At 71.2% G+C, this 16,669-nt stretch carries 10 protein-coding genes and 1 tRNA gene; 4 read left to right on the top strand and 7 right to left on the bottom strand.

Going from position 1 to position 16,669, the window contains the following annotated elements:
* Positions 1 to 34 precede the first annotated feature (34 nt).
* Together ABE85_RS12290 and ABE85_RS12285 are read right to left on the bottom strand one after the other, a co-directional pair.
* Positions 35 to 8,809, bottom strand: coding sequence for a GH36-type glycosyl hydrolase domain-containing protein (locus tag ABE85_RS12290; RefSeq protein WP_157522275.1), 8,775 nt, complete (start codon positions 8,807 to 8,809; stop codon positions 35 to 37).
* A gap of 137 nt (positions 8,810 to 8,946) precedes the next feature.
* Complete coding sequence (locus tag ABE85_RS12285) at positions 8,947 to 9,186, bottom strand: hypothetical protein (RefSeq protein WP_067274627.1); 240 nt, start codon at positions 9,184 to 9,186, stop codon at positions 8,947 to 8,949.
* A gap of 495 nt (positions 9,187 to 9,681) precedes the next feature.
* On the opposite strand from ABE85_RS12285, the gene ABE85_RS12280 reads away from it, so the two are divergent.
* The 4 genes from ABE85_RS12280 (at position 9,682) to ABE85_RS12265 (ending at position 13,457) form a co-directional block, all read left to right on the top strand.
* Positions 9,682 to 10,284 carry a hypothetical protein gene (locus tag ABE85_RS12280; RefSeq protein WP_157522272.1) on the top strand — a complete coding sequence of 201 codons (603 nt, stop codon included), beginning with the start codon at positions 9,682 to 9,684 and terminating at the stop codon, positions 10,282 to 10,284.
* 152 nt (positions 10,285 to 10,436) lie between these two features.
* A complete protein-coding gene (locus tag ABE85_RS12275) occupies positions 10,437 to 11,180 on the top strand; it encodes a hypothetical protein (RefSeq protein WP_067274619.1) in 744 nt (247 codons plus the stop codon).
* 23 nt (positions 11,181 to 11,203) lie between these two features.
* Positions 11,204 to 12,271 (top strand): hypothetical protein, encoded by a 1,068-nt coding sequence (locus tag ABE85_RS12270; RefSeq protein ID WP_067274617.1) that lies wholly within the window; start codon positions 11,204 to 11,206, stop codon positions 12,269 to 12,271.
* Positions 12,272 to 12,371: 100 nt separating this feature from the next.
* Positions 12,372 to 13,457, top strand: coding sequence for a MauE/DoxX family redox-associated membrane protein (locus tag ABE85_RS12265; protein WP_067274612.1), 1,086 nt, complete (start codon positions 12,372 to 12,374; stop codon positions 13,455 to 13,457).
* A gap of 72 nt (positions 13,458 to 13,529) precedes the next feature.
* On the opposite strand, the gene sodC is transcribed toward ABE85_RS12265, so the two are convergent.
* From sodC to ABE85_RS12240, 5 genes are all read right to left on the bottom strand, one after another.
* On the bottom strand, positions 13,530 to 14,057 hold the full coding sequence (gene sodC / locus ABE85_RS12260; RefSeq protein ID WP_067274610.1) for a superoxide dismutase family protein: 528 nt from the start codon (positions 14,055 to 14,057) through the stop codon (positions 13,530 to 13,532).
* A gap of 113 nt (positions 14,058 to 14,170) precedes the next feature.
* On the bottom strand, positions 14,171 to 14,797 hold the full coding sequence (locus ABE85_RS12255) for a LysE family translocator (protein ID WP_067274607.1): 627 nt from the start codon (positions 14,795 to 14,797) through the stop codon (positions 14,171 to 14,173).
* Positions 14,798 to 14,892: 95 nt separating this feature from the next.
* A tRNA-Ser gene (locus tag ABE85_RS12250) sits at positions 14,893 to 14,983 on the bottom strand.
* A 103-nt stretch (positions 14,984 to 15,086) separates the two neighbouring features.
* Positions 15,087 to 16,013: an SPFH domain-containing protein gene (locus tag ABE85_RS12245; RefSeq protein WP_067274606.1), complete on the bottom strand. Its 927-nt coding sequence runs from the start codon at positions 16,011 to 16,013 to the stop codon at positions 15,087 to 15,089.
* Positions 16,014 to 16,060: 47 nt separating this feature from the next.
* Positions 16,061 to 16,492: an NfeD family protein gene (locus ABE85_RS12240; protein WP_067274603.1), complete on the bottom strand. Its 432-nt coding sequence runs from the start codon at positions 16,490 to 16,492 to the stop codon at positions 16,061 to 16,063.
* Positions 16,493 to 16,669: the final 177 nt, after the last annotated feature.

Here is a 16,669-nt window from a genome sequence, read left to right as displayed (position 1 = left end):
AGCAGCCGTGGAAATGCTGAAACCCTCTTGCGCGTCAACGTCCCGTCGTGCGAAGCGCATCCGCCTCCGGCAAGCGGACCGTCTCCGGCACGCTGACGACCACCAGCGCCTGGTCCGGCGACAGCGAGGACAGCTCGATCGACTCGCCCGCGTTCTCGCGCCGGGCGCCGGGCTCGCGCGTCTGCGCGGCGCGGCAGGCCGTCTCGTTGGCGCAGACGATCACGCGCAGCCAGCGGTCCTGGTGACGGATGCGCACCTCCGCCTGATCCCAGTGCACCGGCAGGCAGGCGGTGACACGCAGCCGGCCCTGCTCGACCACGACGCCGCAGATCGACTCCAGCGACGCCCGCAGCAACCAGCCCGCCGAGCCGCTGTACCAGCTCCATCCGCCGCGCCCGACCCAGGGCGCGTGCGAGTAGATGTCGCCGGCCATCACGTAGGGTTCGATCGCGTAGGTCGGACCCAGCCGCGGATCGGCCCAGCGGTGCGCCGGGCTCAACCCCGTGTAGACCTGCCACATCGTGTCGCGCTGTCCCAGCCGCGCCAGCGCCATCAGCGACCACACGGCCGCGTGGTTGTACTGGCCGCCGTTCTCGCGCACGCCCGGGGCGTAGGACTGGATGTAGCCCGCGCTCGGCTGCGCCATCGCCAGCGGCGGATGCAGCAGCCGCGCCAGCTTCGCCACCGGATCCAGCAGGTGCGCGCAGGCGCTCGCCATCGCCTGCCGCGCATGCGCCGGATCGGCCGCCGCGGTCAGCACCGCCCAGCTCTGCGCGATCAGGTCGATCTTGCACTCCGCGTTCTCCGACGAGCCCAGCGGCGAGCCGTCGTCGAAGAAGCCGCGCCGGTACCACTGGCCGTCCCAGCCCGGACCGTCCAGCGCCGCGATCCAGCCGTCGCGCGCCGCCTTCCAGCGTTGCACGCGCTCGTGCTCGCCGCGCGCGGTGGCGACCGGCATGAAGTCCTCGATCACCTGCGCCAGGAACCACGCCATCCACACCGATTCGCCCTTGCCCTCGTGGCCGACGCGGTTCATGCCGTCGTTCCAGTCGCCGGTCCCGAACAGCGGCAGGCCGTGCTGCCCGCTGTCCAGGCTGCGGTCGATCGCGCGGGCCGCGTGCTCGTAGACCGAGGCCAAGGGGCCGTCGGTGCGCGGGCTCTCGTAGATGTCCTCGGCGCCCTCGGGCACCTGCTGCCCGTTGAGGAAGGGCACCATGTCCTCCATCAGCGTCAGGTCGCCGGTCCGGACCAGGTAGTGCGCCAGCGCATACGGCAGCCACAGCCGGTCGTCCGAGAAATGCGTGCGCACGCCGGCGCCGCCGGGTTCGTGCCACCAGTGCTGCACGTCGCCCTCGGGAAACTGGCGCGCCGCGCTGCGCCGGATCTGGTCGGCCAGCAGCTGCGGCGCGACGTCCGTCAGCGCCATCGCATCCTGCAACTGGTCGCGGTAGCCGAACGCGCCGCCGGCCTGGTAGAAGCCGGCCCGTGCCCACATGCGGCAGACCAGCGTCTGGTACGGCAGCCAGTGGTTGGTGAGCGCGTCGAAGCGCGGGTCCGGCGTCGACACCTGCAGGCCGCCGAGCAGCTCCGGCCATTGCCGCCGCTGGCGGTCCAGCCGCGTGGCCGGATCGACCTGCCAGGCGGATTCCATCAGCGCATGCGCGGCATCGGGCGACGGCGCGTGGCCGAGCAACACGGTCAGCTCGGCCGGTTGCGAGGCGTCGAGTTCCAGCCGCGCCGACAACGCGGCGCAGGCGTCGAGACCGCCGCCGGCGCGACGGCTCAGCGTCTTCGGCAGCACCATGCGGCCGGCGCTGTCGAAGAATTCCCGGCGGTCGCAGGTCCAGTCCTGCTGGTCCAGCCGCACGCGCACGGCGCCGACCTCGGCGCTTCCCCGCGCGGGGGCACCGCCGTCGCCCGGCTGCCGCGGACGGATGCACAGCGCCGCCGTCGCGTCGCCGAATCCGCCGAGGTGGTCCAGCTGCGTCGCCTGCAGCGCGAGCGCACGTTCGGGCTGCGGCAGTCCGGCGCCTAGCTCTCCCACCGTGAGCCAATCGTTGTGAGTCGTCACCGACAGGCGCTCGCTGCGCGCGCTGCCGAGTTGCCATTCGGCCAGCGCGACCAGACGCAGTCGCCGGCGTGATCGGGCGCCGGAATCGATGCGCACCTGCACCTGCTTCACCGACGCGTCGCGATCGACGCACCAGCACAGCTCCACCTGGAGATCGTCCAGCCGCTGCCGGCTGCGCGAGTAGCCGATGCCGTGCTCGATCGACAGCGGCGCCTCGCGACGCAGCTGCCGGCCCAGCGGCCAGACGCGGTCGTTGTCCAGGTCGTGCAGCAGCAGCCACTCGCCGGGGGGGTCGATCAGCGGATCGTTGGACCACGGCGTGACCTGGTGCATCCGGCTGTTGCCGGCCCAGGTATAGCCCGCCGCGATCTCGGTGACCTGGCAGCCGAAGTCGCGGTTCGCCAGCACGTTGACCCAGGGCTTGGACGGATGCCGGTCCGGCGAGACCTCGAAGGAGAAGCCGCCGTGGTCCGGATCGAATCGGCCTTCCGGCGGACGCGGGGTCGCCTCCGGCCGCGGACGCTCCGCCAGCGCATGGGCCACCGGCAGCCGCTCGGATTCGTTCGTCGGTGCGGTGTCCTCGATCCAGCGTTCGAGCTGCTGCGAGAGCGGACGGCCGTCGGCCTGCAGCCGCAGGCGCGTCAGCGTCTGCAGCGTGAAGCGCTCGTCGGGTTGCAGGTCGCTGTCGCGCAACACGTGCAGGGACGAGCACAGGTGCCCCGGCCGACCCTGCGCCTGGCCCTGCAGTCGCGCCTGCAAGGCGTGCAGCGCCTGCTGCACCGGCGCGTTGTAGGAGGAGGGCTCCTCGTTCAGCACGACCAGGTCGATGCCGACCGCGTGCGTGGTCCACATGCGCAGCGCCTTCTTCAGCGAGCGGATCAGGTCGATGCCTTCCTCGCCGGTGACGGTGACCATGATGATCGGCCGGTCCCCGGAGATGCCGAAGCGGTACAGCGCGCGACGATCGCAGCGGCCGCGGGGCTCGCGGACGTGCGCGGGCTCGCGCACGGCCTGGCCGGTGACCAGCGTGTTGAGCTGCAGCAGGGCGCCCCAGGTGGCGGTGTCGAACTGCAGCTCGCGCAGCCGGATGCCGCCCATCGTGTGCGACATCGACGCGGAACGCTCCACGTGCGCCGGCTGCCGGTATTTGTCGACCAGCGCGCGCAGCAGGTCGCCGTCGCGCGCGGCGGCCGTGCAGAAGGTCAACCGCACGGTCGCGCCCGGCGCCAGGTCCAGCCCGACCCGCAGGCCGGCGATCGGATCCAGGCCGGTGTCGAGCAGGCTGCCTGGCTCGCCGGCGGCGGTGACGTCGGCCTCGTCGTCGACGAACTCCGGCCGCGCATCGCCGACGGGTCGCGTGGTGCTGCCGTAGCGACCCAGCCAGCGTCCGCGATCGGCGATCGGCAGCACCTCGCGCAGCGTGTAGCCATCGGGGCGGACCTCTTCCCCGGTCTGTTCCCCGGTGCCGTCCATGCGCGCGTTGAGGCCTTCCTTCTGGCCGTCCTGCTGGCCGTGCGCACCGACTCCGTCGATCCTTCGCGCGCCGTCACGGCGCGCCGCCTTGCCGGACGCCGCACCACCGTCGACGCCGGCCAGGAAGAACACCGCGCGCATCGCGGCCTCGTCGAACAGCCGCGGCCGGCGACGCAGGTGCAGCGCGTGTTCCGCCTCGTCCCAGCGGGCCTGGATGAACAGGTTGGAGAAGGCGGGGTGGGCCTCGTCCCCGCGTTGCGGCGCGAGCGTGGCCTCGAAGGCGGACACCAGGTCCAGCGCCAGCGGCTGGGTGCCGCGGTTGGTGAGCTCGACCTGACGCAGCTCGCAGTCGTCCTCGGGACTCACCCACACGGTGGTGGTGCTCTGCAGATCGGGCCAGGCGGCTTCGAAGAGCACGCGTTCGGCCTGCATGCGGGCCTCGTAGCGGGCGCGCGGATCGGGCGCCGGGCGGGCGGTGTTGCTGAACCAGTCGTCCTCGCCGGCGCGGCGCAGCATCGTGAAGCTGCCGTGCTGGTCGCGCAGCAGGTCGTCGCGCCAGCGCGTCACCGCGACGCCGTCCCAGTTGCTGTAGCCGCCGCCGTGGCTGCGCAGCACCACCGAGTAGCGCCCGTTGGTCAGCATGTGCGTCAGCGGCAGCGTTTCCTCCAGCGGCGCGCTCTCGCGCACCATCCGCGTCTTGCGGACCTGCCGCGAGCGCGGCGTCGGATCCGTGATGTCGGCGGAGAGCGGGGCCACCTCGCGCGGCGCGCGTTCGTGCAGCAGCGTGGCCACGGCCTTCACATGCGGATCGCTCATCAGCCAGCGCCGCGGCGCGTCGTCGGCCAGCAGGTTGGTCAAGGCGACGAAGCCCATCGCCTGGTGATGCGCCATGTAGGTCTGCACCAGCGTGAAGCCCGCGCCGGCGGTCTGCCGCTGCGGCGTGTAGTCGACCGCCTCGATGAAGCCGAACGCGCCGCGCGCGCCCAGCCGCTCGAAGTCCTGCAGGTTGGCCACGACCCGCACCGGCGCCACGATCGCGGCCATCACGGCCGCGTACGGCGCCAGCACGCGTTCGTCGACGGCCAGCCGCGCCAGCGCCAGCGTCTGCACGCCCTGCGGGCCGTACTGGTAGGCGAGGGTGTGGTCCTGTCCGGCGATCGCCGACTCGGAGATGCCCCACGGCGTGCCCTTGGTGCCGGCCTCGAAGCGCTGCTCGGCCACCGCCGTGCGGATCGCGCGGCCCAGCGCGCTGTTGGCCGGCTCGCGCAGCACGAGCGAGGGCATGAGGTACTCGAACATGGAGCCGGTCCACGACTTCAGGCCCAGCGAGTCGCCGGCGCCTTCGCGCGAGAAGAACGGCCGGCCCAGCGAGCGCCAGTGCTCCGGCGGCAGGTCGCCCTTGGCGATCGCGATCAGGCTGGTGAGCCGCGCCTCGCTGGCGAGCAGGTCGTAGTGGTTGTCGTCGAGCTGTTGCGCGTCGCCGCGCCAGCCGATGCGCAGCAGGCGGCGCTCGGGGTCGAACAGCGGGCGGTAGTCGGCCTCCAGGCCGAGGCGCCGCGCGCGCTGGGCCAGTTCGCGCAGCCGCAGGCGCGACTCGGCGAAGCCGGCGCCGTGATCGCGCCAGAAGGATTCCAGCTGCGCGATGAGGTCGCGCAGCAGCCAATGCGCCGCGGTCGCCTCGTAGTGCTCCGCCGTGGCGAGGCCGTCGAGTTCCGCGCGGGCTGCCGCGACCTGCGCGCGCAGCACGGCCTGCTGCTCCTCCGCGCCAGCGTCGGCGTTCTCGGGAGCGATCAGCGCGGCCACCAGCGAGGCGCCCGCGCCCAGCACGCCGTCGTTGGCCAGCGGCGGCTGCATCACGCGCAGCCGATGCAACGTCTTCGCCAGCGCGTCGCGCGGCGCGGCGGCGAGCTGGTCCGGCGTCATCTCCGCGGCCAGTTCGCAGGCGCGTGCGACGGTCAGCAGATGCGCCGAGCAGTTGCCGCTGTCCACCGCCGACACGTAGCCCGGCGCCAGCACGACCAGCGACTCCGTGTCGTACCAGTTGTAGAAATGGCCGCGCCAGCGGGGCAGGCGTTCGAGCGTGTCCAGCGTCGCGGACAGGCGCTCCGTCATCGTCACGACGCCGATGAAGCCCATCTCGCGGGCGCAGGCGACGGCCAGCAGGTACAGGCCGATGTTGGTCGGCGAGGTCCGGTGCGCGACGAGCAGGTGCGGCGTCAGCTGCACGTTGTCCGGCGGCAGGTGGTTGTCGGCGGCGCCGACGTAGGTGTCGTAGAAGCGCCAGGTGTCGCGCGCGAGCTGCCAGAGGTAGGTCCGGCCCTGCGGGTCGAGTTCGGCTTCGCGGTTGAGCAGCGGCGCCCGCGGCGCGCTGGTCCACCAGATCCACACCGGGGAGAGCGCCCAGACGATCAGCAGCAGGAGCGTCGCCGTGCCGTCGACCGGCGCGCCGGACAGGGCGGCGGCGGCCAGCACGCCGCCGAGCACCGCGGCGGCGATGGGCACGCGCAGGTGCTGACGGACGAGCGCCGGCAGTTCACGCCGCGCGGCGGCCTGCGCGGCGGCGGCCGTCGTCCATTCGAGGAGGTGGCGTCCGGACACGGTCTGGCGCCACAGCGCCCGGCCGATCGCGTCGAGGTACAGCAGCGACAGGTGCAGCAGCAGCGCGACATGCCAGGCCGCGAGGCCCAGCGCGCGCCGCAGGTCCAGCGCGGTCTCGCGGTAGAAGTGCCGCCGCGCCAGGCCGTCGCGGCTGGGCACCAGCCCGGCCAGCGCGCCCACCAGCGGCCCGACCGCGAACGCGCCGGCGACGACCGCCAGCGTCAGCCCGAACGGCAGCACGTCGGAGCCCAGCACCAGCAGCATCAGCCCCAGCGACATGGGCGCGACCAGCGAGCGGCGCAGGTTGTCGATCAGCTTCCAGCGGTTGATCGGCGGAATGCCATAACGACCGGCGCGGGCGATGAAGGGCAGCAGCTGCCAGTCGCCGCGCGTCCAGCGATGCAGCCGCGCGTGCGCGACGTCCGCATGCATCGGCGAGTCCTCGACCAGCGTGATGTCGGAGACGCCGGCGCAGCGCGCGATGCTGCCTTCCAGCAGGTCGTGGCTCAAGACCTGACCCTCGGGCAGGCGCGCGTCGAGCACCGCATGGCAGGCGTGCACGTCCAGCAGGCCCTTGCCGGTGAAGCTGCCTTCGCCGAACAGGTCCTGGAAGATCTCCGAGCTGACCGCGCTGTACGGGTCGATGCCGAACTGGCCGACGAACAGGCGGTGGTACGGCGTGCTCTCCTTGTCGTCGGGCATGGGCGCGAGCACGCGCGGTTGCAGGATGGCGTAGCCCTCGACGACGCGGCGCGTCGCCGCGTCCACGCGGGGACGGTTCATCGGGTGGGCCGCGGTGCCGACGAGCGCGCGCAGGCGGCCGGGCGGCATGTCGGTGTCCGCGTCCAGCGTGATCAGGTGGCGCACACCGTCGGCGGGCCGCGACAGGGCGCCGAAGTCCACGAAGGGCGAGCTGAAGGCCGGCGTCGCCAGCGTGCGCAGCAGCAGTTCGAGCTTGCCGCGCTTGCGTTCCCAGCCGATCCAGCGGCGCTCGGTCGAGGACCACTCGCGCTGGCGATGCAGCAGCAGGAAACGCGGCTGGCCGTCGGCCAGCGGTCCGTGGCGCTCGTTCAGCGCCGAGATCGCGTCCGCGGCGGTCACGACGATCATCGTGTCGCCGGGATGGTGTTCCTCGTAGGCATCGGCGTGATCGCTGAGCAGCGCGAACTGCACCAGGCGCTCGGGATTCGCGAGGTGGTGCTGCTCCAGCTGCGCGATCAGCGGGGCGATGGCGTCCTCGTTGGGCAGCAGCACGGGCATCACGACCAGGGTGCGTTCCGCGTCGGGCAGGCCGGCGGAGAAGTCCAGCCGCGGCAGGCGCGCGGGGCGGGCGAGCTCGCTGATCCAGCGGTTCGTCAAGGCCACCACGGCCTCGCTGATCGGGCCGGCGGCCAGCACGGCGGCGGTCCACAGCAGCCAGGTCGCCGCGCCGGGGCGGGCCTGGCTCATCAGCCAGTACAGGCCGAGCAGTCCCAGCAGCGCGAGGCCGCCGAGATACGCGACCGCCGCCCAGCGTTGTCCGGGCGCGGTGTCGTGCGGCGGCCAGCGGCGCTCCTGCACGCCGATCGCCGCGAGCAGGGTCGGGCGGCCGGCGCCGCGCCACCAGTAGACCGGCGCGCTGCGACGGTCGGGCTCGCCGTCCTGCGGCGGGCCGGCGCGTTGCGTGAGCTCCAGCAGCTGGCGGGCGATGTCGAGCTCGCTCTTCTCGCACTTGCGCGCGAGCCGCTCGATCTCGTGCAGGGTCATGTCTTGCGTGTCCGCGGCCTCGGCGGCGAACACCGGCGATCGACCCAGCGTCTGCATCACCGGACTCACGGTCTGGATCAGGCGGCGCCAGTCCGTCTGGTCGATGCGCCGCAGCGCGGTGATCGCGTTGCGGATGCTCTGCAGGTCGCGGATCGATTCGTCCTGCTGTCGCACCAGCGCCTGGGCGGGGGCGGGCAGCCGCGTGCTGAGCCAGGCGGCGAGTTCGCCCATCAGCGGCTGCGGCAATTCCTCGAGGCGATGATCGAGCTGCAGCCAGAAGGCTTCGAGGACGCCGCGTTCCTTCATGCGCGGCTCGAGGCGCGTGATCGCGTCGATGCCGACCTCCGTGGGCCGGCCGTCGTACCAGTGGTGGACGACGTCGCGCGCGGCCTGCAGCGTCGCGAAGCGCTCGGCCAGGCGGCGCAGGTTCTCGACCAGCACCACGCGCAGCGTGGTCGGCAAGGCCCACAGCTCCGCCAGCGACAGCGCGCGTTCCTCCTGGTAGGCGCGCAGGTAGGCCGCCAGCAGGTCGGTGTCGAAGCCGCCGTCGGTGTGCGCCACCCAGGCCCACGCGACGCCGTAGATGCGCGGCAGGCCGGCCAGCGGCTCGTCGCGCAGGCGCGGCAGCAACCGGAAGAAGCTGCGCGGCAGGCCGCGACGCACCTGGTGCATCTGCTCGTCGATGAGCGCGGCGTTGTCCAGCAGCCATTTGCCGGCGGCGCCGAGATGGCGGAAGTCGCGATGGCGCTTCTCGATCAGGCGCCGCGTCTGCTGCAGCATCGCGACGTTGTCGTCGAGCCGCGGGAAGAACTGGCCGGCGCCGGCCGTGCCCTGGACCGCCTGCGCCTGCGCGAGGCTGCGCCCGTGCTGTTCGAAACGGGCCTGGCCGAACAGCACCGACCGGACCGGCGGCTCGATCATGCCGAGCGCCGGGTCCAGCAACGCAAGTTCTTCCGCAATTTCCGGGGAGCGTTCCGGCCCCGGACCGGTAGAGCGGTCCGACGGCGTGTCCGACGAGGCGGCCGGAGGTCGGGGGTCGTTCGCGCTCCGGATGTCTGTCATAGCCAATGGGCGAACAGACCGAAGGTGAGGGCGCTCAGGGCGGCGGTGGTGGCGAGTCGCGGCAACACCAGACAACGCGCACGTTCAGCGAACAACGCGAGGCCGAACCATCGCCCTCGGGCCTTCGCGCACTGCAGCAGATGACGCTGGAGCGCCTGGTCGTAGAGGTGCGGGACGGCGGTGCCGACCGGGCCGACCTGGATGATCGGACGGAGCGGGCCGACTGGGCTGTTCATGGTGGGAACCTCTCTGCAAGTGGATGAAGCGGTCTGAAACCGGACGTATCAACTCGGCAAGCACCATGCCTGCGCAAGCATCGCGTCGGGCGCCGCTTTCGTGGCCATCCACATACCCATGCCAAGGCATGAATTCGAGCGCGATGTCAATCGCGCGGGAAGACCCTTCATGTCCCTGACTTGTCCCTCCCAGGGACGTCGACTGTCCCTTGACTGTCCCTTGACTGTCACCGAGGCGGTGTTCGCGCCCTGTCCCTTCCCCCGCGCGCCTGACTGGCCTCGGAGGGAGCGCTTCAGAGGGCGCGCGGGGTGGTCGTCAGAGGAGAAGCGATGCGTCGGAAGCCCGATGAACAGGGGCTTCAACGGCAGGCTGCCTCGAATGAGGGGGGCTGTCCCCGCTTACGGGATAGGGGGTGCGCGGGCCGCCCACCGACTCCTAGACTTCGCAGCAATCGCATCGCAACAGGGGCGCCGTCGGCGCACAGGAGGGTGATCATGCTCGCGACAAGCTGGTTCCAGAGAAGTGGACACTTCGGTGCCCGGCTCTTGGCAAGAGGGGCCCTCCTCGCAGCCTCCGTGGCGGGCCTGCTCGGTCTTGCCGCGGCACCCGCCGCGGCCGCGCCGATCACGCTCAGCACCACCCAGACCTCCGTGGTGCTGGACGCCGGCGACAGCTTCGTCATCACCGGCCAGATCACCAACGTCAGCGGCGGCCCGCTGCTGACCACCGACTTCTTCCTGTCCCTCAGCGGCTACCCGTTCCCCTTCGTGGACGTGACGCCGCTGCTGGGCGATCCCGAGGTGGTGATCCCGGACCGCACCATCAGCCCGGTGCTGGACCTGCTGATGATCGCGACGCTGCCGGACCTCCTCGCGGACCTGAACTTCAACCTCTTCCTCCTGCTGTCGGACATCAACGGCAACTTCGCCGACGAGGTGTCCGTGGCGGTGACCGTGCGCGCCGCGGCGGCCAGCGACGTGCCGGAACCCGGCACGCTGGCCCTGGCGCTGATCGCGCTGGTGCCGCTGGTCGTGCGACGGGCCCACCGCCGGTCCGGCGCCGCCGGTCCGTCCGCGACGCTGCTCGCCGGCACCTGAGCACGGACGGCCGGCGGATCACGCCGCCGGCCCCCGCTTTCCTCCTCTCCCGTCTCCCGTCCCCCCGCAGCGACCGGCCTTCAGGCATCCACGGACGCGCCCGGCACGACGGGTCCTCATCGACTCTCTTCGAGACATCACAAGGGGCAGGCATGGCCACAGTCGTCTCCGCGCGCGTGACCCTCGGCGCGCCATTCATCCAGCGCTTCGCCGGTCAGGTGAGGTTGAACATCCCGTTGATGAACATCGGTGAATCGGCGCTCCAGGGCGTGCAGATCACCAGCATCACCTACGGCAGCGCGACGCGACAGAGTCCGCCCAACGCGCCCATCGTGCTGGGCACGCTCGGGGCCTCGTCGTCGACGACCTTCGCCGGTCGCTTCTCCGACGCCGGGCTGGTCGACAACGCCAACCTGCTGCTGACGGTGCGCGGGTCCTACGTGGTCGCCGGCGTGGCTTATGGCCTCACGGTGAGCCGCTACGTGCGGGTGCCGGCGGCAGGGAGCTTCCCGGCCGACGAGCTGCGCGCCTCGCTCGCGGTCACGACCACGCCCAACTACTGGAGCTACGCGCTGACCAACAACGAGTCGGCGGGCAGCGGCCAGTACATCGCGACGCTGTCGCTGTCGGTCAACGCGCCGGTGACGGTGACCGGCACGCCGCCGGGCTGGGAAGCGGACACGGACGGCTCGACCTACGTGACCTGGGTCGCCTCCGACCTGGTGCCGCCGTATCCGAACCACGTGGCGCCGGGGGCGACCCTGTCCGGCTTCCAGCTGATGAGCCCGCGCACGAGCTCCGAATCGACCGGCGCCAGCCTGGTCGCCTGGGACCACGCGGCCGACGACGCCGGCAAGGTGTCCGCCGACTACACGCTGACGCCGTCGCGCGCCTGAGCGCCGCCAGCAAGGAGTGATCCATGACAGAACGCACCTTCGGTTTCGGGCAACGCGTCGCCGCGCTCTTGCGGCGCGGCATGGGCGGGTTCTCCGCCAGCGATTCGCCCGCCTTGCGATCGGATGACGCCATCGATCTGCAGGGCCATCTGGCGGACAACGCCTTCGACAACTTCACCCGCTCGCTGGGCAGCCAGGGCTCGCGCCGCGACGTGCTGAAGGTGTCGGTGCTGGGCATGTTCTCCACGCTGGCCGGCGGCCTGCTGCCGCGGACGGCGCAGGCGGCGGCGGACTGCCTGTGCGGTCGCCAGCTCTACGACCCGGCGCTGCAGTGCTGCCTGCCCAGCGGCGCCGTCGCTCCCAAGCATCCGGTGGCGGACCTCGCGGCCTGCCCGAACAAGGTGGCCCACCCCGGCTACAGCTGCACGCCCAACGGCTGCGGCGCGGCGGGCGGCACGCAGTACCCGTCGCAATACGGCGCGGCCAGCTTCCTGGGTTGCTGCAACGGCCACGACTGCTGCTACGGCGAGTGCAACCAGGCCAAGGCCGGCTGCGACAACACCTTCTACAGCTGCATGACCAGTTCCTGCGACGCGGCCTATCCCGTCAACATGGTGCAGGTCGGACCGATCTCGGTGGACAGCAACAAGATCAAGCGCGGCGCCTGCAAGGCGGCCGCGGGCGCCTACTACCAGGCGGTCAACCAGGCCGGTGGCGATGCCTTCACTGCCGCGCAGCAGGCCGGTTGCGATTGCTGCGGCACGCAGCCTTGCCCGACCTGCCCGGGCGGCACCTGCGGCGCGCTGCCGAGTTGCCAGGACCCCGGTTGCGTCTGCTTCCAGACCATCGAAGGTCGCGGCTTCTGCCACCTGCCGCAGTCGTGCGCGGGATTGCCGACCTGCTCGTCGTCCGCGGGTTGCCCGTCCGGATGGGCCTGCGTCAGCGTGACCTGCTGCGGCTCGACGCCGATCTGCATCCGACCTTGCTTCGTGGTCGGGTCGAGTCTGGCCAGCCGCTCGGCCTCGGTGCCCAGCTTCGGCATGACGACCGCGGGTCCGGCGCAGGGCTCGGGCGAGATGCGGGCGAAGTAACGCAGCGCGCTTTCACGTCGCCCGGCCGTTCGGCCGGGCGCGACCATTGGTGGCGACACCGGACGAACTGAACGGAACGGAACGGGAAGGGAGACGCATCGTGGACATCCTGATCGTGTTGGGGGGCTGGTTCCTGGCGGGCGTGTTCGCCTTGGCGGCGTGGTCCAAGCTCGCGGAGCCGGATGCGACCGCGCAGGCGCTGCGCAGCTTCGGCGTGCCGTCGACGCTGGCGCGTTCCGGCGCGTGGCTGCTGCCGCTGCTGGAATTCGCGGTCGCGCTGCTGGTCGTGCTGCCGTGGGCGCCGGCGCTGGGCATCGCGCTGGCGGCGGGTCTGCTGGCCGTCTTCGCCGCGGCGATGGCGGTGCAGCTGGCGCAGGGCAACAAGCCCTCGTGCAACTGCTTCGGGCAGACGCGTTCGCAGCCGATCTCGTGGGCCAGCGTGGTTCGCAACGGCCTGCTGGTCGCGCTCGCGGCCTGGCTGCTGTCCAGCGCCTTGGCGGTCGAAGGTGCCGCATCGTTGACCGGCACGCTGGTGTCCGGCGGCCGGGGTCAGGTCTTGCTGTCGACGGTGCTGGTGCTGGCGGTGGGTCTGCTGGGCTGGCTGGTGCTGCATCTGGCGCGCCAGCAGGGCCGCCTGCTGCTGAAGATCGACCACCTGGAACTGCGGCTGCAGGCGCTGGGCGTCGAGCCCGCGGGCGGCGTGCCCAGCCTCGAGACGTTGATGTCCAACCAGGTGCTGCACGTCGGCCAGGCGGCGCCGGCCTTCGCCGCGCCGACGGTGGCGGGCAACACGCGCACGCTGGCGGACTACGTGGCGCAGTCGGGCTCGCAGCTGCTGGTCTTCGTCGGACCGCAGTGCGCGCCATGCCACGAGGTCATGAAGGAGATGGCATCCTGGCGCCGTCAGGACAATGAACCCGTGCACTGGCTGACCATCAGCAGCGGCAGCGCCGAGTCGAACCGCACGATCTTCAACAACCTCGCGCCGGATCGCGTGGTGCTGCAGTCGGGGCAGGACATCAACCAGCTCTTCGGCGTGATCGCCACGCCGAGCGCGTTGTGGGTGGGGGCCGACGGCCGCATCCTGAGCACCGTGGCGGTGGGACGCGACGCGATCCGCGCGCTGTATGACGCGCCGGTGCTGTCGCACGGCGACGGGCACGCGCTGCCCTTGGCTTCCGCTTGAACGGCGCGCCCCGGCACATGCCGGGGCGCTTCCTTCAACTCACGAGGATCCGCTGATCGGCGGATCGCCGGCTCACTGGATCACGCCGCACGCGATGCGCGCTCCGCCGCCGCCGAGCGGGGCAGGGTGGTCGGCATGGTTGTCGCCGCCCGCGTGGACCATCAGCGCATGTCCCTTGACGTCCGCCAGCTTCAGGCGCGGCGCGAGCACGGGCTGGCTGGCTTCGCCTTCCCCGTTGACGAACATCGGGGGCAGGTCGCCCAGGTGGCCGTCGCCCCAGGGCTCGCCGTGCTTGCCGGACTTCTTCGGATCGAAATGGCCGCCGGCCGCTTCGGCGGGGGAGGGCTTGCCGTCCTTGTCCGCCGCGGCGCAGGACGGATTCGCGTGCACGTGGAAGCCGTGCAGCCCCGGCGGCAGGCCGGTGAGCTTGGGCGTGAAGACGAGGCCGTACTTCGTGTCCTCCATCGCGACGGTGCCGACCGGTCCGCCTTCCCCCTGCGGGGTGGCGACCTTCAAGGTCACGGTGGCTTCGGCGGCGAGCGCGGCGGTCACGGGCAGGCAGGCCACCAGGGCGGCGGCCAGCAAGGGGCGAAGGGTCATGCGAGTCTCCTGAGAGGGGATGGTGACGGACGGCAATCCGTGTGCCGCCGCACCGGGGCGATCGTGGCGGAAGTGCACCGCGACCGCGATCCGATTCCCTCGGGGAGGAGGGCTCAGCGCGAGACGATCAGCCGCAGGCCCAGCGCGACGAACACCGCGCCGGCGATCCGGTCCAGCCACAGCGCGGCGCGCGGCTTGCGTTGCAGCCATTGGCCGATCGCGCCGGCGAAGTAGCCGAGCAGGCCGAACAGCACCGCCGCCTGCAGCGTGAAGGTCAGCCCCAGCAGCGCTGTCTGCGCGGCCACATGCCCTTGTGCCGGCACGACGAACTGCGGCAGGAAGGACAGGAAGAAGAGCACGACCTTCGGGTTGATCGCGTTGGCGAGGACACCCTTGAAGAACAGGCGCCAGAGCGAGTCCTCGACCTGCGACGCATCGCCGACCGTCGCGCCGCCGCGGCTGCGCAGGGCCTTGATGCCCAGCCAGATCAGGTACAACCCGCCGCAGACCTTCAACGTGGTGAAGGCCACCGGCGACGCCGCGATCAGCGCGCTGACGCCGATCGCCGCCAGCAGCGTGTGGCTCAGGCACCCGAGCGCGCAGCCGAGGCCGAAGACCATGCCGTGGCGACGGCCCTTCGACACGCCCATCCCGAGCACCATCAGGTTGTCAGGACCCGGCGACGCCGTGATCAGCATGGCGGCGAGCAGGAAGCCGAAGAGTTGTTCGAAGGTCAGCATGGGGCGGGATGATAGATCGCGCCCTGGACGACCCTGGAGACGGCCCTGAAAAGCAAACGGGCCTCGATCACTCGAGGCCCGTTGTACTGGATGTCTGGCGGAGAGAGAGGGATTCGAACCCTCGGTAGGCTATTAACCTACACACGCTTTCCAGGCGTGCGACTTAAACCGCTCATCCATCTCTCCGAAGCCCGCCATCATAGCGCAGATTTCCTGTCCGAAATCAAACTTGCGGGAACTCCGTGTCGAAGTCCGGCAGAGGCGAGGGGGCAAGGGTCAGGTCTGGCCCTCAGCGGCCGGGCTGGATCACCTTGTCGCTCTTGATCAGCGCCATCGCGGTGCCGATCAGGCCCGAGACCTCGCTCATGTTGGCCGGCACGATCATCGTGTTGTTCTTCTGGGCCAGTTGCGAGAAGGCCTCGACCGCCTTCTCCGCGACCTTCAGCTGCACCGCGTCGCTGCCGCCCGGCTGCTGGATCGCCGCGGCAACCTTGCGGATCGCCTCGGCGCTGGCCTCCGCCACCGACAGGATGGCCGCGGCCTCGCCCTGCGCCTTGTTGATCTCGGCCTGCTTCTCACCCTCGGAGCGGGCGATCGCCGCCTCCCGCTCGCCGGTCGCGATGTTGATCTGCTCCTGGCGGCGGCCTTCCGAGGCCGCGATCAGCGCGCGCTTCTCGCGCTCCGCCGTGATCTGCGCCTGCATCGAGCGCAGGATCTCCGCCGGCGGCGTCAGGTCCTTGATCTCGTAGCGCAGCACCTTCACGCCCCAGTTCAGCGCGGCCTCGTCCAGCGCCTGGACGACGGAGCTGTTGATCACGTCGCGTTCCTCGAAGGTCCGGTCCAGCTCCATGCGGCCGATCACCGAGCGCAGCGTCGTCTGCGCCAGCTGCGTGATCGCGATGATGTAGTTGCTCGAGCCGTAGCTGGCGCGCATCGCGTCGGTCACCTGGAAGTACAGGATGCCGTCCACCGTCAGCTGGGTGTTGTCGCGCGTGATGCAGACCTGGCTGGGCACGTCCAGCGGGATCTCCTTGAGCGAATGCTTGTAGGCCAGGCGGTCCACGAAGGGCACCAGGATGTTCAGGCCGGGTGTCAGCGTGCCGTGGTACTTGCCCAGGCGTTCCACGACCCAGGCGTTCTGCTGGGGGACCACCTTCACCGACTGGATGACGAAGACGATGGCGACGATCAAGATGACCAGGGCGATGATTTCCATGAGCGGGACTCTCCTCCGGGATTGAAATTGAAACGGATGCGGGCGGATCAGGCGGGTTCGACGAGCAGGCAGCTGCCCTCGACCGCACGGATGACGTGGCGGCCGATGGCGGGCGTGCCCGTGCCGACGAAACGCGCCTGCCAGGCGGCGCCGCGATACCGGACTTCGGCCGTGCCGTCGGCGCGCCAGTGCGCGACGTCCAGGCTCTGGCCGATGTCGAGGTTCACGTTCGGGTTCTCCGCGGCCGGCAGTCTGGGATGGCGACGCAGCCGCAGGTGCCACCAGGTCACCGCGCCGCCGCCGATGAGTGCGGCGATGACCAGCTGCACCCAGAACGGCCCGCCGGCATGGGCGGTCAGTGCCGCCGCGGCGGCACCCAGCGCCAGCATCAAGAGATAGAACGTCGTGCCGGTCGCGAGCTCCGCCGCCACCAGCACGCCGCAGATCACCCACCACCAGGTGGCGAGACTCCAGTCCATCGATTCCTCCTAGCTGATTGCCGGGCGATCCGTGATTCGCCCGGTCCTTCGAGTCCGTTCAGTGTACGCGCGGGGTCGGTGCTTGCCAGGGCGCTCCGAAGGGGGCTTGCCTTCCGCTTTTCCGGGCTGGCGATCCGTGGAGGAGCCCGCGTGGGCGGGGCTTGGGCGGCATGGCCG

This window comes from Mitsuaria sp. 7 (assembly GCF_001653795.1).
GTDB lineage: Bacteria > Pseudomonadota > Gammaproteobacteria > Burkholderiales > Burkholderiaceae_C > Roseateles.
Note: the sequence above shows the minus strand (reverse complement) of the source record. Positions and strands in the feature narration are given on the sequence as shown.